The organism is Anoxynatronum buryatiense, from assembly GCF_900182905.1.
GTDB classification, from domain to species: Bacteria; Bacillota; Clostridia; order Peptostreptococcales; family Tindalliaceae; genus Anoxynatronum; species Anoxynatronum buryatiense.
Genome location: NZ_FXUF01000003.1, coordinates 304,682 through 331,270, shown reverse-complemented (window position 1 = coordinate 331,270; position 26,589 = coordinate 304,682). Strand labels below are relative to the sequence as shown.

Sequence of the window (26,589 nt, the reverse complement as noted above, 5' to 3'; positions counted from 1 at the left end):
TATATGAACCAACATTTACCGATAACATTGCAAATAATTGTACAGGATGATTTTCTGATTTATGAAACCAGAGAGTTGGCGAGACTTTTTTATCCCGCTGAATTGACAGTAATCTCAGTGGACCCGACCATCGATGAAACCACCCCGGTGCCAACACTGGGGCTTCTTTGCTATTCAGAGAGAGCAGGATGTCGACTTATCTGCTGCCTGAAAACAGAAAGCCATACATTTATCGAGAGTTGCTTCATTGATGTTGAAAGATTCAAAAACGACTCAGTTGAACTTGATCGAAAACTGTTCAAGCGAGACTTTAAACAATGCCTTTTTAAAGTGTTGCAACAATGGCGACCCCGAGAGTTGCCCTGGGGCATACTCACAGGTGTCCGTCCGGTGAAACTGGCACATCAACTGACCCAACAACTTGAAAATGACCAACTAATACGAGATTCACTGGAAGCATGTTATTTTGTGAGCAAAAAGAAAGCTGCGCTGTTAACTGATGTTGCAGCGGTGCAACGTCCTTTATTAGACGGGACAACACCCGACCGCGTAAGCATGTATATCGGAGTTCCTCTTTGTCCATCACGGTGCACTTATTGTTCGTTTATTTCACAGCCAGTTAAAGGGCAGAATGATCCATTGCTGGACCAATACCTGGAAGCACTCATCATTGAGCTGAAGCAATCCATTCAGTGGCTGAAAGAACAAAAACGTCAACTTGACACCATTTATATCGGTGGTGGAACACCTTCTGTATTTTCAACTAAACAGATTCATCGACTAATGGATACGCTGGCGAGACTATACCCCTTACATCAGGTGCGTGAAATTACTTTTGAAGCCGGTCGGCCGGATACACTGACACTTGAGAAACTTCGTGAACTGCACCAATACCCGGTTCACCGACTGAGCATTAACCCACAAACATTCAATGACAGTACACTGACTAATGTTAATCGTCAACATACCGTCCATGAGTTCTATCAGGCATGGGAAATGGCATTGGCAGAAGGGTTTTCACTCATCAACTTAGACATCATCATTGGACTGCCCGGTGAAGGGATTCAGCATGTCAGGCATACACTGAAACAGGTTGCAGCGCTGCAGCCGCCAAATCTAACGGTACATGCATTGGCACTGAAACGCAGTTCATCCTTGGCTATGATCAGAAATAACCAGCGACTGGATGACCGGACAGCAGATTTATTGATGGATGAAATTGAAGCGATGGCCTATTCAAATCGTATGAGGCCTTATTATCTATACAGGCAAAAGGAAATCACCGGCCATTTGGAAAACATTGGTTATTCGCTTCCTGGTACCGAATGTCTTTATAATGTTCTCATGATGGAAGAAAAGCAGACCATTCTTGGTATTGGGGCCGGCGCAGTTTCGAAACAGTATTTTCCGGCTCAGGATCGAATTCGAAGAATTCCCAATCCCAAAAGTATCCACGTCTATATACAACGAATGCTCGAGGTGGGCTTCAATGACAAATCCTGGGAGTTATTTGATAAATAGTGGCCCAGTGGTCCGTTGCATCTAATGCAGTTCAATAGGTACTCGAACATCATCACGGGATCGAATGTGATACTGTCTAAAGAAAGAAGGAGATGATTGGATGTCAGAACAAGGCTTTTTCAAAAGAACTCACCGATGTGGTGAGCTGTCTGAGAAGCAACTAAACGAGCGGGTTGCACTCAATGGCTGGGTTCAAAAGCGACGTGACCTGGGGAGTTTAATTTTTGTCGACCTAAGAGACAGATCTGGACTTATTCAGATTATTTTTGATCGCGAACTATCCACCGAAGCATTTGAAAAAGCAGAAATGCTGGGTACAGAGTACGTTATATCTGTACAAGGAAAAGTTGTTAAACGCCAGGCAGAAAACCCGAACCTGCCCACTGGAAAAATAGAAGTTCATGCAGATGCCATGTTAATATTGAATGCCGCTGAAACGCCCCCAATCTATATTCGTGATGATGACGATGTTTCAGAAGCCCTGCGCCTGAAGTATCGTTACCTTGATTTACGCAAACCGGGTATGCAACGAAACCTCTTGTTGCGGCAACAGGTGGCGAATCATGTCAGACAATTTTTGACAGAAGAAGGTTTTGTGGAAGTCGAAACACCGGTGCTCACCAAACCGACTCCCGAGGGAGCCCGGGATTATTTGGTGCCCAGCAGGGTGAATCCGGGAAAGTTCTATGCGTTGCCTCAGTCACCACAGCTTTTCAAACAATTACTGATGGTGTCCGGAATGGATCGCTATTTTCAGATTGTCAAATGTTTTCGTGATGAAGATTTGAGAGCTGACAGACAGCCTGAATTTACACAAATCGACTGCGAAATGTCTTTTGTCACCCTCGAAGATGTGATTGATATCAATAGCCGATTGCTGCAGAGCCTGTTTAAGGCTGTGATGAGTATTGACCTGCCACTCACCTTCAAGCGACTAACCTACCAGGACGCCATAAGTCGTTTCGGATCTGACAAACCAGATCTTCGGTTTGGCATGGAATTAATTGATCTGGCACCTGTTGTTACAGGCTGTGGATTCAAAGTTTTTGATGAAACCCTGAATAAAGGCGGTCAAGTGAAATGCATCACCGTAAAAGGTGGAGCTGAGGCCTTCACACGTAAAGATATTAGCGCGCTTGAAGACTTAGTCAAAACGTATGGGGCAAAGGGCCTTGCCTGGATGAAGGTACAGACGGAAGATATTGTATCGCCCATTAAAAAGTTTTTCAGTGAAGAAACACTGGTGCAAATTCTTGCAAAATCGGAAGCTGAAGAGAATGATTTAATTCTTTTCATCGCAGATGAACCGTCAATAGTGGCAGCTTCATTAGGGTTCCTGCGGTGCGAGCTGGCAAAAAGGCTCAAAATCATTGAACCAAATCAATACCAGTTTGTTTGGATTACTGATTTTCCACTGCTCGAATATGATGATGAAGCAGAACGCTATGTAGCCATGCATCATCCCTTCACTTCACCTGTGGATGCTGATGTTACAAAACTTGACACAGCTCCCGGAGAAGCACGTGCAAAAGCCTATGATATTGTTCTTAATGGTTACGAAATTGGTGGTGGCAGTATTCGTATTCACAATGCCTCTCTTCAAGAAAAAATGTTTCGCACCCTTGGTTTGAATGAAACCGAGATTAACGAAAAATTTGGCTTTCTTTTAGATGCATTTCGATTTGGCACCCCACCCCATGGTGGCATTGCTTTCGGACTTGACCGTCTTGTTATGATTATGGCAGGAGAAGAAAATATTCGGCAGGTGATAGCATTCCCAAAAACACAAAACGCTGGTTGTCCATTAACCAATGCACCTTCGCCAGCTGACTTAAAGCAACTGGAAGAGCTGGGAATTTCTCTTTTGTCACTAAAAAGTGATTCAAATCCTCCACATTGTCAAAACGACTGATTTATGGTAATATAATGACATAGACAGCCTGCTGTGTGCGTGTATTCGATTTAGTTTTGAGCCAACACTATTACATTGGGAGCCTGGCGTCTGATGGTGGAGCAAAAGCCCTTTGGGACTTGTAAAATCATTGGCAGGGCACCCACCTGCGAGAGCAGGTCCAAAACGATCGACATACGGCATGGCGGGTGTCGCTTTGAAATTAAACCCTTTCAAGGGTTTTTTCCGAAATTTGGGAGGATCAACTGATGAAACAATGTGGACTGGTGATTGAAACTGGCGATCAGACAGCTCGAGTCCGAATGCAACGACATACCAGTTGTGCCGGATGCAATGCCTGCAAGATGGGATCATCTGAAAAGCCCATCGAACTGGAAGCACTGAATCCTCAAAATGTGACCAAAGGTCAAATCGTTGAAGTTGAGATGGAACATCAGCATGTATTGCTGGCTGCTTTTTTAATGTATGTGGTTCCGTTGCTGTTTTTAGTGACGGGTGTTGTCATCGGGCACTATGGTCTGCAGGCAATGGGCGTTCAGCAATATGCGGATTTACTGACGGCGATCTTTGCTTTCTCAATGACAGCTTTGTCATATGTGTTTTTAAACAGAAGTGAAAAAAACCAAAAGTTTAAATCAAAAATGCTCCCTGTCATCACCAATGTGATTGAGGAAGCAGACTAAACCGATATATAACGCGTAATATTTATCAAGAGGATTCAGACAAAGTGGTTTCAACACATTTGTCGGATTCTCTTTCTTTTTTCATTTGGCGGTTTTGTTTTTTGCTTTTTCGATAAGTATTGATACTTAACATAATCGTTAATGCAAATGCAATAGCTAGACCCACGAAGAAAGCATCAGTACCATATGAAGCTGCCATCGAATAATCCTGCTCCAAAATGGCAAGCATAGTATTATAGAGGCCAAAACCAGGTACAAAAGGCACGATGCCTGGAACAATAAAGACGGTCATCGGCTTCTTATCCCTAATAGAGAACATTTCCCCCAGCAATGCTATGACCAGAGTGCCGGTAAAGCTTCCGATAATGACAGACCCTGTCAACGATACTGTTCCAAGGTGTGCCAGCCACCCCATTGCTCCACCAAACCCTGCTTTGGGTAGAGAAGATAATGGCGCATTAAACAAAAAGGCAAATCCGCAAATGATAAAATTGACGATTAAAAGCTCCTTCAGTATCATCATAACAAACTTCCTCCAGTCAGCAATAACCAGGTTTTAAGAACGGCACCAACACCAATGGCAATGGAAGTGGCGATAATAACGGCTTCAGCACCTTTGGCCATGCCTGAAATCAAATCACCGGCAATGGAATCCCGAATCGCATTGGTAACGGCTACTCCCGGAACCAATACGATAACAGCACCGACAATCACTTTATCCATTTCAACCCCAGGCACAACTCCAGAGGCAATGACAGCCAATAGTGCTGCCACAGCACCGCCTGCCATGTGGCAAACAAAAGGCGGGAAACTGGCTTCATCCATTTTAGAAGCGGTGACAGTGACCAAAATACTTGCTAACAGTGCAAAGAAAAACTCAAGAAAGTTGGCGCCAAACAATGCAGCAAATAAAGCGCTTCCCATACCGCCAAAAACAGCCTTTTGCCAAAAAGGATACCCAGGCGATCGATCGATGACTTTGAGTTCCTGCATGGCTTCTTCCAGGCAAACATGACCAGCAACAAAACGTCGCGACAAATCATTTACCAGCGAAATCTTTTCCAGATTAATGGATCGATTCTTTATGCGCTTGATGAAAGTGGTCATATGTCCTGTATGATCACCTTTCTGATCAATGGAAACAAAAATACCCGTGGGTGTCACAAATACTTCAGTATATTCATAGTGTCCTGATCGACACAGCAGTGAAATAGTGTCTTCAACCCGATAGGTTTCTGCGCCGTTTTTGAGTAGTATTTCACCAGCGTAGAGGGCAAAAATCATTAGTTTTTTGGAAGCGTCAGTGTTCATGATGATCAGCCTTTCCTTAATAACTCCTGAGCTGCTTATTTGCGACGGTCGGGGCAATTAACCAGTTGTTTGGAAACTACACATGTCAATTGTTTTGCCAATAAGCTTCCTATGAAGTATAGGCTCTTTAGAAGCAAAAATCAAGTGGATCAACGTTAAAATAATTTCATCATCTTCATAACGCTTCAAGATCATCATATGCATTTTCATTTAAACTTTCAAAGTGCAAAATTATGGGCTTTACAGTATTCATGCAATGAGGTATGCTGATGTTAAGCTAAAAACTGAGAGGAGATGAATGAATGGATTATACATTTTTGAAAAAACAGGACCCTGAAATTCTGGAAGTGATTCATCGGGAGACAGCTCGACAACGTCATAAAATTGAACTGATTGCTTCTGAAAACTTTGTTTCTCCAGCAGTAATGGAAGCCATGGGCAGTCAGCTGACAAATAAGTATGCGGAAGGGTACCCTGGACATCGCTATTACGGGGGCTGTGAAGAAGTTGATGTTGCTGAAAATCTTGCCCGGGATCGCATGAAGCAGTTGTTTAAAGCAGAACATGCCAATGTGCAGCCTCATTCAGGCTCTGGTGCGAATTTTGGCGTCTATTTCGCTGTCTTAAAGCCAGGTGACAAGGTGTTGGGAATGAATTTGTCCCACGGCGGTCATCTTACTCATGGCAGTCCTGTCAACATGTCTGGCAACTACTATACTTTTGTGGCCTACGGCGTTGATGCTGAAACCCATTTGATCAACTATGATGAAGTTCGGGAACTTGCTCTAAAGGAAAAACCCCGAATGATTGTCGCTGGTGCCAGTGCCTATCCCCGTGAAATTGATTTTAAACGCTTCAGGGAAATTGCGGATGAAGTGGGTGCATATCTAATGGTTGATATGGCGCACATCGCAGGGTTAATTGCAGCCGACCTTCATCAAAACCCCTGCCTTTATGCTGACTTTGTTACCACAACCACTCACAAAACCCTCCGAGGCCCCAGAGGAGGAGCGATTCTCTGCCGAAAAGAGCATGCAAAAATGATTGATAAATCAATTTTTCCAGGGATACAAGGCGGTCCGCTGATGCATGTCATCGCCGCCAAAGCAGTTGCCTTTAAAGAGGCATTAGAACCGGAATTTAAAGAATACCAGCGTCAAACCATCTCCAATGCCAGGGCATTGGGTGAAGCACTGAAATCTCATGGGTTTAATCTGATATCTGATGGAACTGACACACATCTTCTTCTGCTGGATCTTCGCAATAAGGGCATCACAGGAAAAAATGCAGAACATCTATTGGATGAAGTCGGTATTACCTGCAATAAAAACACCATTCCCTATGACCCGGAAAGTCCGTTTGTGACCAGTGGTGTGCGCCTTGGAACACCAGCGGTGACGACCCGGGGCATGAAGGAAAATGCAATGAAAGAGATTGCTGATTTGATTGCTGAGATCATTCATCATCCAACCCATAAGGAAGAAGTGCAAACCAGAGTTGCTGCCCTGTGCTCCAGGTATAAACTGTACGAATAGACTCATCAGCAAAACATTGAAAGTGGTTTAAAGGGACGGGGGAACTGGCGTGGTCACTAAAAACGTTTTGATGGCAATTCTCCAAAATATTCTCAATGTCATTGATGAAGGAATTCACGTCATCGACAAAAATGGGTTTACCATTCTCTATAATAAAGCAATGGGAGAATTAGAGGGTATGCAGGCAGAAGATGTTGTCGGACAAAAGTTTCTCAGTGTTTTCCCCGACCTTAATCATCAAACCAGCACCCTGTTACAGGTATTAACATCCGAAAAACCAATTCTTGATCAAAGCCAGACTTATATGAATCGTCAGAAGAAGAAAATTATGACGATCAATTCCACTATTCCCCTCTATGTAAACAATGAAAAAATCGGAGCAGTTGAAATTGCAAAGAACATAACGCGAATCAAAGAACTCTCCGATGAAATTATGCGCCTGCAGCAAACCATAACACAACCGGTCTATCATGGAAAACATCATATTAGAAGTTATTCCTTTGAAGACCTGAAAGGGCAGAGTCCGACATTTCAAAAAGCAATCAAACTGGCAAAAAGAGCTGCCAAATCTTCTTCAAGTGTTCTTATTTATGGAGAAACAGGCACTGGCAAAGAACTTTTTGTTCAAGGGATCCATTACGCCAGCAGACGGTCATCCAATCCGTTTATAGCCCAGAATTGTGCTGCTTTTCCAGAATCTCTGCTGGAGAGTCTTTTGTTTGGAACTTCAAAAGGCAGTTTTACGGGTGCGGTTGATAGACCTGGAATTTTCGAACAGGCTAACGGTGGCACGATCCTTCTTGATGAAATTAATTCCATGGGGCTTCAACTTCAGGCGAAGCTTCTTCGTGTACTTCAGGAAGGATACGTTCGCCGTGTGGGAGGTTTAAAAGATATTCCGGTAGATGTCAGAATTATCGCCACTACCAACGAAGACCCCCAGTTCATACTCCAACACGGAAAAATTCGAAAAGACTTGTATTATCGATTGAATGTGGTCAATATTATGATTCCGCCCCTGAGAGATCGAAAAGAAGATATCGAAGGATTGACAAATTACTTTATTGCCAAGTACAATAGCCAACTGAAACTGTCGGTGACTGGTATGGATACAGAGTGTTTGGATGCTTTCATGAATTATTCCTGGCCTGGCAATGTACGTGAGCTTGAAAATGCCATTGAAGGTGCCATGAACCTAAGTATTGGAGAATCACTCCTGATGCGCGATAGTTTTCCTGAGTACATTTTTAGAGAAGCTGAGAAAAATTTTGCACAAACGCAAAATGATTTGCACGTGTCATTGGATGAATTTGTTGATCTCAATCAAGTGGTTGACCGAGTTGAAAGCGCTTATATCAAAAATGCCATGCTCCAAACAAGTGGAAATATCAGTCAAGCTGCACAACGATTGGGAATTAAAAGGCAGACGTTACAACACAAACTCAAAAAGTACAGCCTCGAACAATAGTTAAAAGGGTTGTAGCGCCGGAATTAATCCGGCGTTTTTTAATTTCTTTTATATTGGCACACCTTTTGCATAATAAGTAGGGTAGTCGAAATTCCAAAAACTGATGTCAGTTAATGTCGAACGAATGAACATTATTCAAAAGGAGGCAATATGATGGAAAATGTGAAAGTAATTATTTGGGGAATCGGTGCAATGGGTAGTGGAATGGCAAAAATGTTACTTGAAAAAAAAGGTGTTGATATTGTTGGTGTTTGCAGCCGCAGAAGTCACGTTGGAGAGAATTTGTTCGATGTACTGGAGATGGATGCCGCCGGGCGCCAACCCATCATCGTCACCAATGATATTGATACACTGGTGAAGCAGAAATCGGCTGATGTGGTACTTGTTGCAACAGACTCTTTCACTCGCGACACTTTTGACAAAATCAAAAAAGTAGCTGAGAATGGTATTAACGTCATTTCTATTGCTGAAGAAATGGCTTTCCCCAAAGCGCAGGAACCTGAGTTGGCAGAAAAAATGGATCAGATCGCAAAAGAAAATGGGATAACTATTCTGGGGACGGGCATAAACCCTGGATTTGTTTTAGACCTTCTGATTCTCGCCCTTACTGGAACTTGTGAAACTGTTGATTATATCAAAGCTTCCCGTGTCAATGACTTATCACCCTTCGGCACTGCCGTGATGAAAGGACAAGGTGTGGGACTGACAGAAGACGCATTTATGAGCGGTGTGGAAAGCGGCGAAGTTGTTGGTCATGTGGGCTTCCCCGAGAGTATCAGCATGGTGGCCGAAGGCCTGGGCTGGAAAATCAGCAAAATTGAACAAACTCGAGAACCTATTATCAGTACTGTTGCCCGTGAAACCAAATATGTTTCAGTCGATCCAGGTAATGTGGCAGGGTGCAGACATTGTGCCACTGGTGAAGTTGATGGCGAAATAAAGATAGATATGGAGCATCCACAGCAAATTCATCCAAGCCTTGAAGGCCAGGATACAGGTGACTATATATGGGTGCGGGGCGTACCCAACATCGATATGCAAATCAAGCCAGAAATTCCTGGTGGTATTGGTACCATTGCGATGGCAGTGAATATGATTCCTCATGTAATTAATTCCCGCCCCGGTTTGAAAACGATGATGGATATGCCAGTGCCAAGGGCAATCATGGGAGATATGAGAGATATGATCGAGCGATAGATTAATCCTCTGTTTGGTAAAGTCAATTTCATTGACGTGAAATTCAAACAGAAAATATCTATAATGCTGAAGCATGAGTGAAAGCAGGAAAGGAAGCGAATGCCGTGATACAACAGGGAACATGGGTAAAAATACAACGTCAGGTATTACCGGCCGGCCAGCGGGCACCTCAATTGCCGGAAGACACCAAACAAGTACCATTTTTGATGTGGGCGAAGGGTTTTTTGATTGCAGATGCTGAGATGAATAGTCTGGTGACTGTCAAAACCATAACGGGGCGCCTCGTTGAAGGAACATTAATGGAAGTGGAGCCGTCTTATCAGCATAATTACGGCACTTTTGTACCCGAGTTGCTTCGTATTGGTGCTGATTTGCGTCGGGAGCGGTGGGGAGGTGACGATGATGAGAGATAACAGCTACCAAGCCGTCATGTCACGACGCCCTGAAATCATGAAAGCTTCAGTTGGAATCGATTATCATCAGTTCGAACTGCCTGGTATCGGATTTGACTATGAACGAATGATGAAAGAGACCGGCTATACCCTTTCGGAAATGCAGGAAATTCAGGGTGCCACAGGAGTTGGCAACACACCGTTACTGGAGATGAATAACCTGACAGCTCTCGCCCGAAAGTATGCTCCAAAGGGAAAAGGCGCGCGTATTTTCATCAAAGATGAAGCTGCTAATCCATCAGGTAGTTTTAAAGCCAGGAGGGCTGCCAACGCAGTTCACCATGCCAAAAAACTGGGATACAAGGGAGTCATTGCAGCCACCAGCGGTAATTACGGAGCTGCGGTTGCCAGTCAGGCTGCCATGCACGGGCTGAAGTGCATCATTGTTCAGGAGTGCTACGACAGTCAGTATGTGGGACAGCCTGAAATCATTGAAAAAGCGCGGAAATGTGAAGCTTATGGAGCCGAGGTGTTACAGACCAGCGTGGGCCCAGAACTGTTTTACATTTTCCTCACACTACTTGAAGAAACGGGCTACTTTAACGCCTCCCTCTACACACCTTTTGGCATTGCCGGGGTGGAAACCCTGGGCTACGAGCTGGCCATGCAATTTCGCGAAAGAGAAGGACGCGACCCTGATGTGGTTTTGTGCACCAATGCTGGTGGCGGCAACTTAACTGGTACTGCCAGAGGGTTGATTAAGGCTGGTGCAACTGAATCAAAAATAGTGGGTGCCAGCGTTGACCTGACGGGGCTTCATATGGCCAGTGACAATCACTTTAATCGCAAGTCCTTCACCACCGGACATACCGGCTTTGGGATGCCCTTCGCAACCAGTCCTGACCGATCTGATGTCCCCAGATCTGCAGCCAGACCCCTGCGTTACATGGATCGCTATCTGTTGGTCAATCAGGGCGAGGTGTTTTATATGACAGAAGCGCTGGCTCAGCTTGAAGGCCTTGAACGTGGTCCTGCAGGCAATACAGCACTGGCTGCTGCCTTCGCACTAGCCCAGGAAATGAATGAAGATCAGATAATTGTTGTGCAAGAAACCGAGTATACAGGAGCAGGTAAGCATATTCAGGCACAGTTGACCTTTGCCCGTGAAAATGGAATACGAATTTTCTTTGGCAATCCTGACGAGGAAGTAAAAGGTGAAAACATCATATTGCCTGAACACCCCTCACAGATGAAAGCACGTGATGTTGACATGAACAAGCTACGCGCTTCACTCATCAAAAATGCCATTGCAGGTGCATCAGCAATCACTCAGGAAGATGTGGAATATCTGATGGCAGAAACCAAAACAGACAAGCCATTTATCGTGGCTGAACTTGAAAAAATGAACATTACTGTGAAAGTCTGATATCTTCTGCAAACAGGTCAACGATTATGATGGTAACGATGAGGAAATGCCCGATGGGCATTTCCTGCATCGATTTTTTGAAAAGAGGTGAATGATTTGAAAAGAACTGATGATTTTCAAACTCGAAGAGAACATTTAACACATCTGAGTGATGAAGCGTTGGAACAACGTTTTTGGGATTTGGCTGAGAAATTGGTTGATCCCATGCTTGATCTGGCCCATCACAATACCACCCCTTCCATCGAACGATCCGTTTTACTGCGCATGGGCTTCTCAAGTCTGGAAGCAAAAGCCATTGTTGAAGGTGTTATGGATAGAGGCCTTATGGGCAAAGGGGCAGGTCATGTGGTATATAAGCTGGCAAAGATGAGAAAGGCTGCCATACGTGAAACAGGACTGAAACTGGCTGCAGGCGAAGGCTGGGATGAAGCTGTTGCTTTGTTTAAGGAGGCAAGATAATGGAACTTAAACCCAATGATAAACTTAACATCAGAGAACTTTTGAAAGATCTGGACAAGTACAGACCCAAACGCAGGGGCTGGACCTGGCGAGAAAAAGAAAAAGATTTAAAAATGGGCCACTTCACTTATCAAGATTGTGCCAAGCCACTGGAACAGAGCGTTCCCCTTCCATCAGCCAAATACTTTGGAGATATTGATCCTCAGCCTGACAGTGTGATCACAACAGAAATTGCCTCGGGACGCTTTGAAGATGATATCCGCCGTATGCGCATGGCCGCCTGGCATGGCGCTGATCATCTGATGGTGATTCGGACAGCAGGCCAAAGTCATTTTGACGGTCTAATCGAGGGTACTCCCCAGGGCATCGGAGGCATACCCATCACCCGCAAGCAAGTGCGTGCCCAGCGCAAAGCCCTTGATCTTATCGAAGAAGAAGTGGGACGTCCTTTAAATTATCATTCTTACATCAGCGGGGTAGCAGGGCCTGAAATTTCTGTCATGTTTGCTGAAGAGGGTGTCAATGGTGCTCATCAGGATCCCCAGTACAACGTGCTTTACAGAAACATTAATATGGTACGTTCCTATGTTGATGCTGCAGAAGCGAAGAAAATCATGGTATGGGCGGATATTGCCCAAATTGATGGTGCTCACAATGCCAATGCCACCGCTCGGGAAGCCTGGAAAGTAATGCCAGAACTTCTGGTGCAACATGCCATCAACTCCATTTTTTCAGTTAAGGTGGGTATGAAAAAAGAAAACATTTGTCTTTCAACCGTGCCGCCAACAGCACCGCCGGCACCATGCATGAAGCTGGATTTACCCTATGCGGTGGCACTGAGAGACCTTTTTAGAGACTATAAAATGCGGGCACAAATGAATACAAAGTACATTGAATCTTCCACCCGGGAAGCCACCGTTACCCACGTGCTAAATCTTATGATTTCACGCCTGACCCGGGCCGACATCCAGTCAACCATCACCCCGGATGAAGGGCGCAATGTTCCCTGGCACATTTACAACATGGAAGCCGTCGATACTGCCAAACAGGCTTTTGTTGGAATGGACGATCTAATGTCCATGGTACAGTTGAAAGAAGATGGCTATCTCCATGAGCGAAGCCGGGAAATTAAAGAAAGAGCAGTCCTCTTTATGGAAGAAGTGCTGGAGACAGGTGGTTACTTCCAGGCAGTGGAAGAAGGATTTTTTGTAGACTCCGGTTACTACCCGGAACGAAATGGTGATGGTATTTCCCGTAAAATCGATGGAGGCATTGGTGCTGGAAACATCTTTGAAAGAGACAAGGATTATCTGGCGCCGGTGACAGCGCATTACGGATACAACAATTTAGAACAATATGATCCGGCTGCCAAAGAAAATCCGTCAACTCTTATCGGTGGCTGCACACTTGAAGACCCTGATAAAATTATCTACATCGACGAGCTTGATGAGACGGATAATGTACATGTACGCCTTGAAGAACAGAAGGATTTAATGGATACCAGCAAGCTGAAACCAGAAATGGAATGGCGGGGTGATGGCATTGTTATGCTTAATATGTTTATTCCTGCCAGCCGTCGTGTTGCCGAATATGCAGCCATTGAATTTGCTAAGAAAATGAATCTTAAAGAAGTGGAAGTCATCCATAAAGAAGTCATGCAAACAGCTGAAGGAACGCGGGTTGAATTAAAAGGCCGCGTTGACTTTACGGTGGATATCAATGACCTGGTGATTCCGCCAGAACCGGAGATCATGTCTGATGATCAAATTCGGGAGTCAATTGAAGCACAACCCCTGAAAATTGTTGCAGGTACAGTTGGAGAGGACGAACATTCCGTTGGGTTGCGTGAAATCATTGATATTAAACATGGTGGTATCGAAAAATATGGAATAGAATGTGAGTATCTTGGAACATCTGTATCCATAGAAAAATTGGTGGATGCAGCCATTGAACTCAACGCAAATGCTATTCTGGCTTCCACCATTATTAGTCATGATGAGATCCATTACAAAAATATGAAAAAATTGCATGAAATCTGTGTCGAAAAAGGTGTGCGAGATCGACTGATTCTGGTGGCCGGTGGCACCCAGGTGACACCTGAGCTGGCAGTTAAACAAGGGATCGACGCCGGTTTCGGCCGTGGAACTAAAGGAGTTCATGTCGCCACATTCCTGGTGAATCGAAGAGAAGAGATGGCCCATGAAAATTGATGTTCTTGTGGCAGAAATTGGCAGCACGACAACAGTTGTGAATGCATTTAATGGAATCCACACCCCTGACCCGGTTTTTCTGGGTCAGGGGCAGGCACCAACAAGTGTACTCGAAGGAGATGTGCGGATCGGTCTCAACAACGCCATCGAGGAACTTTCAAAATATCTAAAGACAGAGACAGTTATCTATGATGAAATGTTGGCCACCAGCAGTGCTGCTGGCGGTCTTAAAATGACAGTGCACGGCCTGGTGCATGATATGACAGTCCGGGCAGCAAGAGAAGCTGCACTCGGAGCCGGAGCCATTATCCATAAAGTGACCGCCGGAAAACTCCGTCAAACCGATTTGAATGCCATTCAGGAGATTAACCCCAATATCATTCTCATTGCAGGAGGCGTGGATTATGGTGAAAAGGAAACCGCCATCGAAAATGCTGAAAAGTTGGCATCCTTAAACCTGAAGATCCCTTTCATCTATGCCGGCAATATCGAGAATCAGGAAGAAATAAAACTTATTTTTGATAAAACAAAAAGTCGACTGTATGTGGTCGAAAATGTATATCCCAAAATTGATCAGCTGAACATTGAGCCCACACGCCGTATCATTCAGGATGTATTTGAAGCCCATATTATCCATGCACCTGGGATGGAACATGTACGAGAACTTGTCAACGGACCCATCATACCAACTCCCGGTGCAGTGATGGAAGCATCAAAATTGATGAAAGAACAAATGGGAGATCTTCTTGCTTTTGATGTAGGTGGTGCCACGACAGACCTGCATTCAGTTACAGAGGGAAGCGAAGAAATTAACCGGATCTTGATCAGCCCTGAACCTGTTGCCAAAAGAACGGTTGAAGGTGATTTGGGTGTCTTTGTTAATCTAAAAAATATTGTGGCATTGATAGGAGAAGAAAACCTTCAGAAAGAAATAGAAGAAAAGATGCAGATGAATCTCTTTGAGTTAATGGAAACGCACCAGGCTATTCCTGCCACTCCCCAGCAGATTGCATTTGCAGAGCGTTTGACACAGGAGGCTGTTAAAACAGCACTTCAGAGACATGTGGGACAGATAAAACACCTGTACGGGCCTGGTGGAAAAACCACCATTGCAGAAGGTAAAGATTTGTCCAATGTGCAATATATTATTGGGACGGGTGGTGCATTGACTCGACTGCCCCATGGTTACCAAATACTGCGCAGCATCCTTGCAAAGCATGAGCAAAACAAATTGCTGCCTACAGAAGATGCAGTGGTATTACTTGATCATGATTACATCATGGCTTCTTTGGGAGTTCTGTCGAGAAAGTATCCGGCCAGTGCTTATCAGTTAATGAAAAAAAGCATGCGCTGGAAAGGAGGAGCATTTCATGAACCCAAGAATTAAGATTCATCTGGGAAAACTGACACATAATGCTGCCCTAATGGTTGACATGTGCGCTGCATCAGGTATTAAGGTAAGTGCTGTCACCAAAGGTTTTTGCGCCAAACCTCAGGCAGCAGCAGCTCTGCTGAAGGGTGGCATCACCAGTCTGGCGGATTCGCGTATCGAAAACCTTCGCAAGCTCCAACCTCTAGAAGCAGAAAAACTCCTGCTGCGACTTCCCATGATCAACCAGGCAGAGCAAGTCGTTTGGTTTTCAGATATCAGCTTAAATTCACAATGGGCAACCATTCAGGCATTGAATAAAGCAGCTGGTAAACGAGGCGTCCGTCATGGTGTGATTTTAATGATGGACTTGGGTGATCTTCGTGAAGGGCTCTTCAGTGAAAGAGCTTTCCTGGATCTGGTGAAAAACACCTGCCGCCTGTCTCATATCGACCTGAAAGGAATTGGAACCAATCTCACCTGTTTCGGTGCGATTCTGCCTGATGAAAAGAACCTGGGTCGCTTAAAAGCCATTGCAGAGCAATCGGTGACCATTGCAGGAAAACCACTGGAAATGGTCAGTGGTGGCAATAGCAGCAGCCTGTATTTGCTGCAGGAAGGCAAACTTCCGGAAGGCATCAATCACTTGAGAATTGGCGAAGGAATTCTTCTTGGAACTGAAAGTGCTTATGGCACTCAACTTCCAAATATGAACCATGACTGCTTTCAATTGGTGGCAGAACTGATTGAAGTGGAAGAAAAGCCTTCTGTACCCACAGGTACTATTGGAAAAGACGCTTTTGGTCAGGTGCCTGTTTTTGAAGATCGCGGCATCCGAAAAAGGGCGATTGCAGCTGTCGGCAAACAGGATTTTGCCACTCATGCTATTACCCCGCTCAACCAGGGAGTTGAGATCCTTGGTGCCAGCAGCGATCATCTGATTTTAGATATCAGCGATGCGTCTCGAACTTATCGCGTTGGAGATGAAGTGACCTTCTCGCTCAGCTATGGTGCAATGCTGGCCTTAAATACCAGCAGCTATGTATCAACCCAGTATGTGGAAGGAGCTTAGACTGAAGCGAGTTATTTTTCTGAAAACTGAAACCCCGTATGCACTGTTTTGTGATCAAAAATAATGGCCTTTTACCATTTTGATCCTAGTGCAAACAGGGTTTTTTCATTGGATTCTTTTGTGAACATGAACTATAATGAGAGTAACATTCTTAAAGGAGATGGTTCCATGAATCCCATCGATCTTCGAAGTGATACAGTGACGCAACCAACCCCGGAAATGGTAAAAGCCATGACACAGGCACCACTTGGTGACGATGTGTATGGCGATGATCCCACTGTAAACCGTTTAGAGGAAATGGCTGCAGAAAAACTGGGTAAAGAAGCAGCTCTTCTGGTTCCCACGGGCACCATGGGTAACCTGATTGCAGTTCTCACCCACACGAAACCGGGACAAGAAATGATTCTTGAAGAAAAGTCCCATATTTTTCTTTATGAAGTGGCCAGCGTTGCACGGATAGCCGGAGTTCAAACACGCCCGCTGTGTGGTCCCCGGGGACAAATGAACCTGGAGTGCATCGAAGATGCCATTCGTCCGGATAATATTCATTTCCCCGAGACGGGGCTCATTGCATTGGAAAATACACATAATATGTACGGTGGAGCAGTACTTCCTCTGGAGTACATGAAAAAAGTGTTCACGTTGGCGCAGTCAAGAAACCTTCCGGTTCATCTCGATGGAGCGCGCATATTTAATGCTGCCACAGCACTGAAAAGAGATGTTCGAGAAATAGCACAGTATTCAGATTCAGTGATGTTCTGCCTGTCAAAAGGCCTGGGAGCCCCTGTGGGGAGTATGCTGGTGGGTAGTCAGGCATTTATCAATACAGCACGTAAACACCGAAAAATGCTGGGTGGCGGTATGCGTCAGGCCGGGGTTTTAGCAGCTTGTGGCCTTGTGGCACTTGAACATATGGTGGAACGACTACACGAAGATCACGATAATGCACGTTTTTTGGCAGAAGAACTTTTGAAAACTGGCCATTTCATAACTCAACCAGAGTCGGTTAAAACAAACATTGTCAATGCGGTGCTGGATAGTGAAAAGAACAACGCCTTTGATCTCCTGGAAAAAATGGCCCAGAATGGAGTATTGGCCAATGCCCGAAGCCGTCGGCATTTTCGTTTTGTAACCCATAAAGATGTGAGTCGGGAACAAATAATTGAGGCTGTTGCCATTTTTAATAGCGTCCTGCGCTAATGATATCACCAAGCACAGGCTGTCTTATCTCAACATTAGCTGCCTGATTTGTAAAGAGAGGGAAATCGTATGGATATTTTTGATATCATGAACCGAAATCAGATAAAAGAAGAAGCGCCACTGGCTGATCGAATGAGGCCACAAAAATTAGAAGAAGTGGTGGGTCAAAGCCAGCTTCTTGGTAAGGGTCGTTTCTTGCAACGCTGTGTGAGTGCACGACGGATCCCCTCCCTGATTCTGTATGGCCCACCAGGCAGCGGAAAAACGACAATGGCCCGTCTGCTGGCAGCGGCCTCAGACAGCACTTTTTTTCAATTGAGTGCGGTGATGGCAGGGGTAAAAGATATTCGCACGGTAGTTGAAGAAGCTGAACATTTGCGGAAACATGCCGGAAAGAAATCCATCCTTTTCATTGATGAAATTCATCGATTTTCAAAGAATCAACAGGATGCTCTCTTGCCACATGTGGAAAAAGGGCTGATTGTTTTAGTGGGAGCCACCACTGAAAATCCATATTTCGAAGTAAACAGTGCTTTAATATCCAGAGTAACCGTCTTGAAACTGTTGCCTCTGAAAACATCAGATATACAGGTTTTACTGGAAAAGAGCTTAGTTGATGAAGAGCGGGGTTTGGGAAGACTATCGCCTGAAGTAGCACCTGAAGCCATGAATTTTCTTGCTGAAACTGCTGGAGGAGACGCCCGAAAAGCATTGAATGCACTTGAAATTGCCGCTTTAAGCACTCCCGCAAATGAACAGGGGAAAATATTAGTAAATCTTGAGGATGCCAAAGAATCTATCCAGAAAAGAGCTGTTCGTTATGACAAAAATGGAGATCAGCACTATGATGTGATTTCTGCCTTTATAAAAAGCATTCGAGGCAGCGATCCCGATGCCGCCCTTCATTATATGGCAAAAATGATTGCAGCAGGAGAAGACCCGGAATTCATCGCCCGTCGCATCATTATTTCTGCTTCTGAAGACATTGGTAACGCAGATCCTATGGGAATGTCTGTTGCGATGGCAGCTCATTATGCCGTTAAACACATTGGACTTCCTGAAGCACGCATTCCCCTTGCCCAGGCAGTGACGTATCTGGCAACTGCTCCAAAAAGCAATGCTGCCTTTCTGGCTATCAATCGGGCTCAGGCCGATGTTGAAAAACGCGGTACAGAAGTACCGCAGCATCTTCGCGATGCGCATTACAGAGGTGCGGTTAGCCTAGGGCATGGAAAAGACTACAAATATGCTCATAATTATCCCGATCATTATGTGCACCAGCAATATTTACCTGATTCCCTTTTGGGTGCAAAGTATTATGAAATGACAGATCAGGGGGAAGAAAAGAAACGAAAAGCCTATATGAATAAGTTGCATAACCAGTAAAAAGAACCCTGCCTTGTTGAAATGGCAGGGTTCTTTTGAAATCTTCTACTGAGACTTATGGTGTATTAACCATAAACTTTTTCACCGTCTTTATAGGTGGCTACGGCTTTGATCTCTTTAATGTTTTCCTCCTCCACCTGATAGGGGTGGGCTGACAGTACGGTAAAGTCGGCCCGGTTCCCGGGTGCCAGTTGACCCTTAATATGTGTTTCTCGTGTGAGAAGAGGCGGGTAGAGGGTAAACAGCTTAATCGCCTCTTCACGTGTAAGTGCTTCTTCCGGAATCCACCCATTCTTCGGATTGCCTGACAGGTCTTTTCGGGCAATAGCCGTATAGAGGTTTTCAAACGGATTGAATCCTTCAACGGGTGCGTCTGAACTGCCTACGCAGGGGATCCCCATCTGAAAATAGGTTTTCCAGCAATAGCTGGTTTGTAAACGCTGGGTACCCACTCTTTCTTCGGCAATATGCCAGTCAGAATGTAAAAAGATAGGCTGAAAATTGGCCACCACCTGCAGCCGCTGATACTGTTCAAGTAATTCCGGGCTGGCAATCTGACTGTGAATGATGGAAGGCTTTAATTGGTGTTGTTGAATCAAAGGCTGGTATCTTTCGTAAGCTGCCAGTACTTTTTCCATGGTCAGATCTCCAATGGCATGAATGGCAGTATCAAATCCATGCTCAAAAGCCTGACGAATCATTTGATCCAAGCTTTCTTCAGACATGAGCATAAAGCCACTGGTGGATGGATCGTCACTGTATGGTGACTTTAAAGCCGCTGTGCGTGATCCCAGTGAACCGTCTCCCAGAATTTTAATTGGTCCGGCCATCAACCGGTTAAAACATTTACCCGTCGTAAGTCCATTATCGAGATAAAATTGAAAGTCCGAAGGTTCATAGGTGATCATCTGAAGCACAACATTCAAAGGCAGAAGATTGGCACTGTCAAGCTCTAGGTAAGCTTCCAGCAGAGCCTGTCGGTCTCCGACCATCCCAAAGTCATCTGTATGCACGCCGGTAAAACCCATGGCCACTAAATCCTGACAACCCGCAAGAATTAACTCTTTCATTTCTTCTTTTTCTTTGATGGGTGGAATAACCCGGTCAACCAGATTCATGGCAGTCTCCCGCAAAATACCTGTTGGATTCCCATCGGCATCCCTGTCAATGCGACCGCCTTCGGGATCGGGAGTATCTTTGGTGATGCCCGCCAAACGCAATGCTTCAGTGTTCACGACACATATGTGGTAGCACATCCGAAGCAACTTCATTGGATACTGCTCAGAAACAGCATCAAGGTCGTGGCGAGTGGGCATTTTGCGAACCGGAAAAGCATCATGATTCCAGCCGGATCCGTTGATCCATGTTCCGGGTATCAGTTTTTTTTGATCAATAAAATCGCTTACTTTTTGCTGCATGGCATCAAGACTGGTTACGCCTTTGAGACTGACATTTTTTTCTTTCATGGCAGCGTAACCAATCAAGTGGAGATGACAGTCAACCAGTCCGGGGCTGACGGTACGGCCTTCCAAATCAACGATTTTTGTAACAGGCGCCTGAGTTGTATCATGAGGATTCAACGATAACTCGGTGCCTGTTGCTACGATGACACCATTTTCCACAAGAAAGGCATCGAATGAAGCCTGGCCGTCAAACAGCACTGGATCTGCATGAATAAAGAGGGTCTTCACATTCATCACTCCTGTCAGTTTGAATGGTCAAAGGGTTCTGGTGCAGTTAGTGACACAGTTTGATTCTTTTATTCTTTCTTGTCCTATATTATAGCATAGATTTTAACAGCCTTTGGTATAAAGCGAAACGCATTCAAAAGAAAAAGCAACTGGCACACAGCTTGCATAGAAATAAAGCATGATGCGAAAGAATACAATCAATCGTTACCAATAAAAAGCGAACAGGAGGAGACAACATGCTGGAAATAAATCGAGAACGACTTGAAGCACTTTTTTACAATTTGGTGGCAACCCCTGGCATTTCTGGAACGACGCAGGAGAACACAACCAGTGAAACAATTATGGCACACTTCGAATCAGTGCCCTATTTTCAAAAGCACACCCAGTATTTGAGAGCATTCCCCATTGAAGGTGATGCTTTCCATCGCAAGGTCGTGACGGCCCTGGTAAAAGGAAAGTCTGCTTCCAACCGCACTATTGTTATGATCGGGCATACAGATGTGGTAGATGCATCAGACTATGGTAAAAATCAAGACGTTGCGTTCCACCCTCAAGAACTGATGAAACGAATTAACCCGGAATCTCTTTCTCCGGATGCTCGGCGTGACTATGAATCCGGCGAGTGGATTTTTGGTCGGGGTGTGATGGACATGCGTTGCGGTGTTGCTGTTGCCATGGCAATGATTGAGGCTGCCGCCGATAACCTTGATACTTTAGAAGGAAATTTATTATTTGTCGGTGTACCTGATGAAGAAAATAATTCTCTTGGAATGATTTCAGCTACCAACAATCTGGTAACTCTGGCAGAAACCCATGACCTTGACTATATGGTCTGCATTGATGGTGAACCTCAATTTCCCCGATATCCTGGTGACCCGGGAAAATATGTGTATCAGGGAACTCTTGGTAAATTTGTTCTAATGGCTTATGCTGTTGGCAAAGAAACCCATGGAGGCGACTCTCTTACCGGTCTCAATGCCAACCTGATCATATCAGAACTGACTCGGCGTATTGAACTTAACATGGATTTGGCAGATATCTTTGAAGATGTAGTGGTTTCACCTCCCACTTCACTGAAACAGACAGACACCAAGGAACATTACAATGTGAAAACTCCTGAATCCGCCTACGCCTATTATAATTTTCTGACGGCAGATCAATCTCCCAAACATTTTTTTGATCAGGTTCGGCAACTGGCCATGGAAGCCATGCAAGATGCACTGCAACGTCAGAAAGATCAAACCCGGCGCTACTTTCAAATGACAGGCTCAACGGGCAGTTACTACGATTGGAGCCCTACCGTCCTTTCTTACAGCGAACTCTGGCAGATGGCAGTGGAAAACGGTGGGCAAACCTTTGAGGCTCATATGGACTCCTGCAGAAAAAAATGGAAGCAACAGCCAGAAATGGACCAACGCATTCTCAGTCTTGAAATGGTTCAAGAGGTACACAGCTTTTGTGCCGATCAGCATCCAAAAATAATCCTGTTGTATGTGCCTCCTTACTATCCCCATATTAAGCCCAGCACCACCACTCCACGTCAGGCCAAAGCTGCTCAGGTGGTCAATCAAGTGGCTGATTACGCAAAAGAAGTCTTTGGCGAAACGGTGCTGGTGGATAAGTTTTTCACCGGCTTATGTGATTTGAGTTTTGTGTGCCTTCAAAATGCTGAAGATGTGATTTCAAATATTCAACCCAATATGCCCAACTGGGGATTCTCCTACGAACTCCCCGTCGAAACCATCAAGAAGTTGAATTTACCGGTGATGAACATCGGTCCTTATGGCAAAGATGCTCATAAAAATACAGAAAGATTACACACGGATTACTCATTCAGAGTATATCCGGCATTACTGTCTTATGCAATCCAAGAGCTGCTTCAACCAGAATCACTTTAATGGGAGCCATAACGCTGCACAATCCCCTGCGTTGGGTTATTTAACTGACAGTCACAGTTGACAGCAGAATAAGTAATACTATTGTAAATGTTATTACCTATCAGTAAATACAAGCCAGGTACCAAATGAAAATGGTACCTGGCTTTGTCAATGCTGTGAATGAAGATGGTAGTACTACCGAATATCTTTCAAATAATACTTCTCACTGGTGAAGAATTCCTTTGTTAACGCTACCACTTCCTTACGCAGGAGAATAATAGCTATCATGTTGGGGATGATAATGGCCGCCAGCATGATATCCAGAAAATGCCACAATACCTCAGCGGCACCCACGGCACCTACAATGATCGATATCAGATAAACATAAATCCATTTTTTGGAGAAAGCAGTTCCAAACAGGTATTCTGCCTGCTTTTCACCATAAAAAATGACCACGATAATAGTTGATACGACAAATGCCAGCAATGAAAAAGTAACCACGGCACCGCCCATGGGGCCAAACATTTCCCCGAAAGCCATTGCAGGTAATGCTGAGGGATCTGCTGCCGCACCTTCTTCCAGCCAGAGACCGCTGGTGAGAATCACCAATGCTGTAATGGTGCAAATGACCAGTGTATCAATAATGACTTCAAAAACGCCCCAGAAACCCTGACGAACTGGATGATCTGTAATGGCTGCCGAATGAGCCATGGGTGCAGTTCCCATGCCCGCTTCATTGGAATAAGCTCCACGAGCTACCCCCCAGCGGACAACGGCAGCAAAAGCAGCACCGCCAAAACCGCCAACGGCTGCTGCCGGTTGAAAAGCGTGTGAAAAAATAAGGCCAAAAGCAGCAGGAACCTTTGTGATATTAGAGAAAATGATGATAACAGCGCCCAGTAAATACAATATTGACATAAAGGGTACCAGTTTTTCCGTTACCCGGCCAATACGTTTAATACCGCCAACAACTACCATGCCGACCAACACCATCATAATAACCCCTGATACCAGCGGCGAGAGATTAAAAGCAGTGGAAGCAGATGCAGCAACAGAGTTGGCTTGTACCATCACACTGGGGATCAGTTCCAGCATCAGGCCAAGGGCGAAGAAAGCAGCCAGAAACTTGGAGTTAAGTCCTTTTTTCATGTAGTACATGGGTCCGCCGACAAATTCACCTTCCGCATTTTTTTCGCGGTATTTGACTCCCAGTACAGTTTCGGCAAATTTGGAGCCCATACCGACGAAGGCTATGACCCACATCCAAAAAATGGCACCTGGGCCACCAAACATAATGGCAGCGGGGACACCAATAATATTGGATGCACCCACCGTTGAAGCCAAAGCAGCAGTTACTGATTGAAATGGTGTTACAGTACCTTCGCCTTCTGGCTTGGTAAAAATCTTTCCAAAGGTTTGTTTAACGATATATGGAAAATAACGGAACTGAAAAAATCCCAGTTCAATTGAGAGCCAAAGGCCGCCCCCCACAAGTAAAATCAACATTGGTGGTCCCCATACCAAACCGGTTAACCACCCAACAACATTAAGTAATCCTTCCATTTAACATATCCCCTTTCTTTCATTATGTTCTGCTGCAAAATCCTGAGCACTTTGGCATCAGGCATCAGACAAAAACAGTCATGAATGGCAACACCTCCTCTTTAATAAGCAAACATCGATAAGTATAATCTCATTGGTATTTATTTGCAAGTTTCGTTCCAAAATAGTGTTCATAATTCAGAATCTTGTTACCAAACGAAAGAATTAGATCGAATTATTATAAAAAGAATGTCAACTGAATTTTTGTTCAAAAATATGATCGATGGATGCGGTAAATTTCAATGGTCATCGATTTTGGCAGACAAATTCAATTATCAAGCAATTTTTACAATTGGATAATCATAAATTCAAGAGTGGATGAAAATAAAAATGACGATAATCGCATCATCGTCATTTTAAAAGCATAAAATGTAATTATTTTATTAAGAATATAGACGATTTATATCAAGTGCAAATGAATGGGCGAATTATGCAAATAAATTGGCAAACTCTATTGAAAAATTAGAAAGAGTTTGCCGGGCACTTGTTTGAAAATATTTAGCGAAATAGATCATGAATTGTTTCGAAAAGCAATTCAGGCATAACTTCAAAGGAGAAAGGTTTGTGTAGTCTTTCCGTAAACTGGTGAGCATCTTTTCCAAAAGGACCAATGTTGGCCACCGGTACATCAAAGGCGCGCATTTCGTCAATGGGCAGCTCATACTTTTCAGGCCAAGCCGGCATATTGGTAATCAGTTTGTTAATCGTATCCTGATTTTCGGTTACACTGCAAAAACTTAAATCAGAAATATAGGGGTAAAACTTTCGCAGTTTAAGTGGTTCGCTTATTTTTGGCTGAACTTTCGCCGCACTGTTATTTAAAGCTTCCAGCAGGCGACGTTCCCGATCATCTTTGCCATTGATGTACATATGCGGGTAATAAGGCGGCGCAAAATAGACGATGATCATCGGGTCTGAATCAGGGTTCATTTTGCATATTTCCTCGACAACCGCCAGGCTGTATGCCCTGTCGTCCATTGTTTCTGGATCAAGACGACGTTTCAATGCAGCAAGACGTTGCTTCATTTTGTCTCCCAGTTCGGCTTCGAGCTTGCGATACAGAGCATCAAATGTATACACCTTGGTTTTCCAGGGCAGGTTTTGGAAAGGAATCTCGCTCATTCTGCAATATTCCCGATAGTTATCATTCAGACGGTGAATAACTTGATTGAAGGCTTTTTCTGCTTTTATAACAAGCTTATCCATAACCTCATCGGGTTCACTGGCATGAGTTGGATAATTAAAATATAAGTGTGCAGATTTGGCAATTTGAACCGAATAGTCCTGCTTAAGGTCTTTTTGCTTTAATGTGATGGGAGGAACTGTCACTTCGCCATCGGCAACATCGCAAAGATCCTTGCACAAATTTATTTCGCGAACCAGTTCTGAAGAGAGTTCGTTGGGATCCAAACCGCCAAAACTTTGGCCTACATGGGTTTCTTTTCCAACGATGTAAAAGGAGGGAAGCAACTTGCCGATGGTTCCCACATAGATATATCGGTTCTCATCACCTTCATAACGAGAAGTCATATAATCTGTGTCAAGCACTGCCACATACTCGAGATCATCTTTTTTTCGAATGGCATTCAGTAATTTTAAAGCGCTGAGCATACCTGCTGAGTTCCCTTCTTCATCAGGTACCCCTAAAAAGATCACATTGCCATTGAAAAGGTCCGGGTTACGCGCAGCTTCCAGTGTAGTGGCCAAATTTGCCGCCACACCACATTTCATGTCAAAAATACCGCGTCCAAAAACCCACTCACCACTTTCCAGGTCGCGCTTGACTTCATCGCTCAGTGTCATCTGTTTCAATGCTTCTTCAAGAGCCGGAGGATTATTGGCAATATGCTTCAAATCTCTGTAATCTTCAATACCCACCGTGTCAATATGTCCCAGCAAAATAACGGTTTTACGGTGTTCGCCGTTACCGCCTTTCACGTAAGCAATGACATTGCGACGCTGATCGGTGCTGTGTTGCTGCAGTTTTTGCAGAAACAACTGTTCCGGATGTTCCTGAAAATATGGTTCGTTTTTCAATAATTCAAAAATATGTCGTGCAATTTCTGTCTCGCCGTCAGTTTCCACAGCGCTGGGGATACGAGTTAGTTCAAGGGTGTACTTTTCAGTGTTTTCCTGAATGCGCTTCAGCATGATAGACGCTCCTTTGTCATTCGAATTTTAAGCCGCAGTTTTTCGGTGGCGAAGTTCACAAGAATCAATCAATCAGTTACGCTCTGTTAAAATCATTTGTTAATTAAGTAAGCAAGGAGCATGCCAA

Annotated in this window: 20 protein-coding genes and 1 other RNA gene; 16 read left to right on the top strand and 5 right to left on the bottom strand. The window is 44.5% G+C overall.

The features are described 5' to 3' along the window. The first annotated feature begins 3 nt into the window (after positions 1–3). From hemZ to QOL74_RS06280, 4 genes are all read left to right on the top strand, one after another. The gene (hemZ, locus tag QOL74_RS06295; protein ID WP_283408589.1) at positions 4–1,521 is read left to right on the top strand and encodes a coproporphyrinogen dehydrogenase HemZ; all 1,518 of its coding nucleotides are present in this window, start codon (positions 4–6) and stop codon (positions 1,519–1,521) included. A 100-nt stretch (positions 1,522–1,621) separates the two neighbouring features. Beyond that, positions 1,622–3,433: an aspartate--tRNA ligase gene (gene aspS / locus QOL74_RS06290; protein ID WP_283408588.1), complete on the top strand. Its 1,812-nt coding sequence runs from the start codon at positions 1,622–1,624 to the stop codon at positions 3,431–3,433. Between the two features lie 22 nt (positions 3,434–3,455). Then, a non-coding RNA gene (gene ssrS / locus QOL74_RS06285) (6S RNA) lies at positions 3,456–3,627 on the top strand. Positions 3,628–3,681: 54 nt separating this feature from the next. After that, complete coding sequence (locus QOL74_RS06280; RefSeq protein ID WP_283408587.1) at positions 3,682–4,116, top strand: SoxR reducing system RseC family protein; 435 nt, start codon at positions 3,682–3,684, stop codon at positions 4,114–4,116. Between the two features lie 25 nt (positions 4,117–4,141). Here the strand turns inward: QOL74_RS06280 and QOL74_RS06275 are convergent, their stop codons facing one another. Both QOL74_RS06275 and QOL74_RS06270 read right to left on the bottom strand, forming a co-directional pair. Beyond that, a complete protein-coding gene (locus QOL74_RS06275; protein ID WP_283408586.1) occupies positions 4,142–4,639 on the bottom strand; it encodes a threonine/serine exporter family protein in 498 nt (165 codons plus the stop codon). Next, positions 4,636–5,427 carry a threonine/serine exporter family protein gene (locus QOL74_RS06270; RefSeq protein ID WP_283408585.1) on the bottom strand — a complete coding sequence of 264 codons (792 nt, stop codon included), beginning with the start codon at positions 5,425–5,427 and terminating at the stop codon, positions 4,636–4,638. Before QOL74_RS06270 ends, QOL74_RS06275 begins: the two co-directional genes overlap by 4 nt. A 302-nt stretch (positions 5,428–5,729) precedes the next feature. Here QOL74_RS06270 and glyA point away from each other — a divergent pair, with 302 nt between their 5' ends. The 11 genes from glyA (at position 5,730) to QOL74_RS06215 (ending at position 19,141) form a co-directional block, all read left to right on the top strand. Beyond that, entirely contained in the window at positions 5,730–6,962 is a 1,233-nt protein-coding gene (gene glyA, locus QOL74_RS06265; protein WP_283408584.1) for a serine hydroxymethyltransferase, read from the top strand. Between the two features lie 49 nt (positions 6,963–7,011). Continuing rightward, the gene (locus QOL74_RS06260) at positions 7,012–8,430 is read left to right on the top strand and encodes a sigma-54 interaction domain-containing protein (RefSeq protein WP_346771723.1); all 1,419 of its coding nucleotides are present in this window, start codon (positions 7,012–7,014) and stop codon (positions 8,428–8,430) included. Positions 8,431–8,583: 153 nt separating this feature from the next. Next, the gene (gene ord / locus QOL74_RS06255; RefSeq protein WP_283408583.1) at positions 8,584–9,627 is read left to right on the top strand and encodes a 2,4-diaminopentanoate dehydrogenase; all 1,044 of its coding nucleotides are present in this window, start codon (positions 8,584–8,586) and stop codon (positions 9,625–9,627) included. Between the two features lie 104 nt (positions 9,628–9,731). Then, positions 9,732–10,040: a 2-amino-4-oxopentanoate thiolase subunit OrtA gene (gene ortA, locus QOL74_RS06250; protein ID WP_283408582.1), complete on the top strand. Its 309-nt coding sequence runs from the start codon at positions 9,732–9,734 to the stop codon at positions 10,038–10,040. Further along, the gene (ortB, locus tag QOL74_RS06245) at positions 10,030–11,445 is read left to right on the top strand and encodes a 2-amino-4-oxopentanoate thiolase subunit OrtB (RefSeq protein ID WP_430383858.1); all 1,416 of its coding nucleotides are present in this window, start codon (positions 10,030–10,032) and stop codon (positions 11,443–11,445) included. The genes ortA and ortB overlap by 11 nt, the downstream gene beginning before the upstream one ends. 96 nt (positions 11,446–11,541) lie before the next feature. Then, a complete protein-coding gene (locus tag QOL74_RS06240; RefSeq protein ID WP_283408580.1) occupies positions 11,542–11,904 on the top strand; it encodes an ornithine aminomutase subunit alpha in 363 nt (120 codons plus the stop codon). Continuing rightward, entirely contained in the window at positions 11,904–14,114 is a 2,211-nt protein-coding gene (gene oraE, locus QOL74_RS06235) for a D-ornithine 4,5-aminomutase subunit OraE (RefSeq protein WP_283408579.1), read from the top strand. The genes QOL74_RS06240 and oraE overlap by 1 nt, the downstream gene beginning before the upstream one ends. Beyond that, positions 14,104–15,501: a GlmL-related ornithine degradation protein gene (locus QOL74_RS06230; protein WP_283408578.1), complete on the top strand. Its 1,398-nt coding sequence runs from the start codon at positions 14,104–14,106 to the stop codon at positions 15,499–15,501. Before oraE ends, QOL74_RS06230 begins: the two co-directional genes overlap by 11 nt. Continuing rightward, entirely contained in the window at positions 15,485–16,555 is a 1,071-nt protein-coding gene (locus QOL74_RS06225) for an alanine/ornithine racemase family PLP-dependent enzyme (protein WP_283408577.1), read from the top strand. The genes QOL74_RS06230 and QOL74_RS06225 overlap by 17 nt, the downstream gene beginning before the upstream one ends. A 168-nt stretch (positions 16,556–16,723) precedes the next feature. After that, positions 16,724–17,755: a low-specificity L-threonine aldolase gene (gene ltaE, locus QOL74_RS06220; RefSeq protein WP_283408576.1), complete on the top strand. Its 1,032-nt coding sequence runs from the start codon at positions 16,724–16,726 to the stop codon at positions 17,753–17,755. A gap of 69 nt (positions 17,756–17,824) precedes the next feature. Further along, positions 17,825–19,141 (top strand): replication-associated recombination protein A, encoded by a 1,317-nt coding sequence (locus tag QOL74_RS06215; RefSeq protein ID WP_283408575.1) that lies wholly within the window; start codon positions 17,825–17,827, stop codon positions 19,139–19,141. 65 nt (positions 19,142–19,206) lie between these two features. On the opposite strand, the gene QOL74_RS06210 is transcribed toward QOL74_RS06215, so the two are convergent. Beyond that, complete coding sequence (locus tag QOL74_RS06210; RefSeq protein ID WP_283408574.1) at positions 19,207–20,832, bottom strand: amidohydrolase; 1,626 nt, start codon at positions 20,830–20,832, stop codon at positions 19,207–19,209. Positions 20,833–21,068: 236 nt separating this feature from the next. Here QOL74_RS06210 and QOL74_RS06205 point away from each other — a divergent pair, with 236 nt between their 5' ends. After that, on the top strand, positions 21,069–22,730 hold the full coding sequence (locus QOL74_RS06205; protein ID WP_283408573.1) for a M20/M25/M40 family metallo-hydrolase: 1,662 nt from the start codon (positions 21,069–21,071) through the stop codon (positions 22,728–22,730). A 174-nt stretch (positions 22,731–22,904) separates the two neighbouring features. Here QOL74_RS06205 and QOL74_RS06200 read toward each other — a convergent pair whose 3' ends face one another. Together QOL74_RS06200 and QOL74_RS06195 are read right to left on the bottom strand one after the other, a co-directional pair. Further along, positions 22,905–24,272 (bottom strand): alanine/glycine:cation symporter family protein, encoded by a 1,368-nt coding sequence (locus tag QOL74_RS06200; protein ID WP_283408572.1) that lies wholly within the window; start codon positions 24,270–24,272, stop codon positions 22,905–22,907. A 537-nt stretch (positions 24,273–24,809) separates the two neighbouring features. Then, the gene (locus QOL74_RS06195) at positions 24,810–26,462 is read right to left on the bottom strand and encodes a M20/M25/M40 family metallo-hydrolase (protein ID WP_283408571.1); all 1,653 of its coding nucleotides are present in this window, start codon (positions 26,460–26,462) and stop codon (positions 24,810–24,812) included. Positions 26,463–26,589 lie beyond the last annotated feature (127 nt).

Coding starts and splice junctions, on each gene's coding strand:
- hemZ (WP_283408589.1), top strand. CDS start 4: ATGAACCAACATTTACCGATAACATTGCAAATAATTGTACAGGATGAT.
- aspS (WP_283408588.1), top strand. CDS start 1,622: ATGTCAGAACAAGGCTTTTTCAAAAGAACTCACCGATGTGGTGAGCTG.
- QOL74_RS06280 (WP_283408587.1), top strand. CDS start 3,682: ATGAAACAATGTGGACTGGTGATTGAAACTGGCGATCAGACAGCTCGA.
- QOL74_RS06275 (WP_283408586.1), bottom strand. CDS start 4,639: ATGATGATACTGAAGGAGCTTTTAATCGTCAATTTTATCATTTGCGGA.
- QOL74_RS06270 (WP_283408585.1), bottom strand. CDS start 5,427: ATGAACACTGACGCTTCCAAAAAACTAATGATTTTTGCCCTCTACGCT.
- glyA (WP_283408584.1), top strand. CDS start 5,730: ATGGATTATACATTTTTGAAAAAACAGGACCCTGAAATTCTGGAAGTG.
- ord (WP_283408583.1), top strand. CDS start 8,584: ATGGAAAATGTGAAAGTAATTATTTGGGGAATCGGTGCAATGGGTAGT.
- ortB (WP_430383858.1), top strand. CDS start 10,030: ATGAGAGATAACAGCTACCAAGCCGTCATGTCACGACGCCCTGAAATC.
- oraE (WP_283408579.1), top strand. CDS start 11,904: ATGGAACTTAAACCCAATGATAAACTTAACATCAGAGAACTTTTGAAA.
- QOL74_RS06230 (WP_283408578.1), top strand. CDS start 14,104: ATGAAAATTGATGTTCTTGTGGCAGAAATTGGCAGCACGACAACAGTT.
- QOL74_RS06225 (WP_283408577.1), top strand. CDS start 15,485: ATGAACCCAAGAATTAAGATTCATCTGGGAAAACTGACACATAATGCT.
- ltaE (WP_283408576.1), top strand. CDS start 16,724: ATGAATCCCATCGATCTTCGAAGTGATACAGTGACGCAACCAACCCCG.
- QOL74_RS06215 (WP_283408575.1), top strand. CDS start 17,825: ATGGATATTTTTGATATCATGAACCGAAATCAGATAAAAGAAGAAGCG.
- QOL74_RS06205 (WP_283408573.1), top strand. CDS start 21,069: ATGCTGGAAATAAATCGAGAACGACTTGAAGCACTTTTTTACAATTTG.
- QOL74_RS06200 (WP_283408572.1), bottom strand. CDS start 24,272: ATGGAAGGATTACTTAATGTTGTTGGGTGGTTAACCGGTTTGGTATGG.
- QOL74_RS06195 (WP_283408571.1), bottom strand. CDS start 26,462: ATGCTGAAGCGCATTCAGGAAAACACTGAAAAGTACACCCTTGAACTA.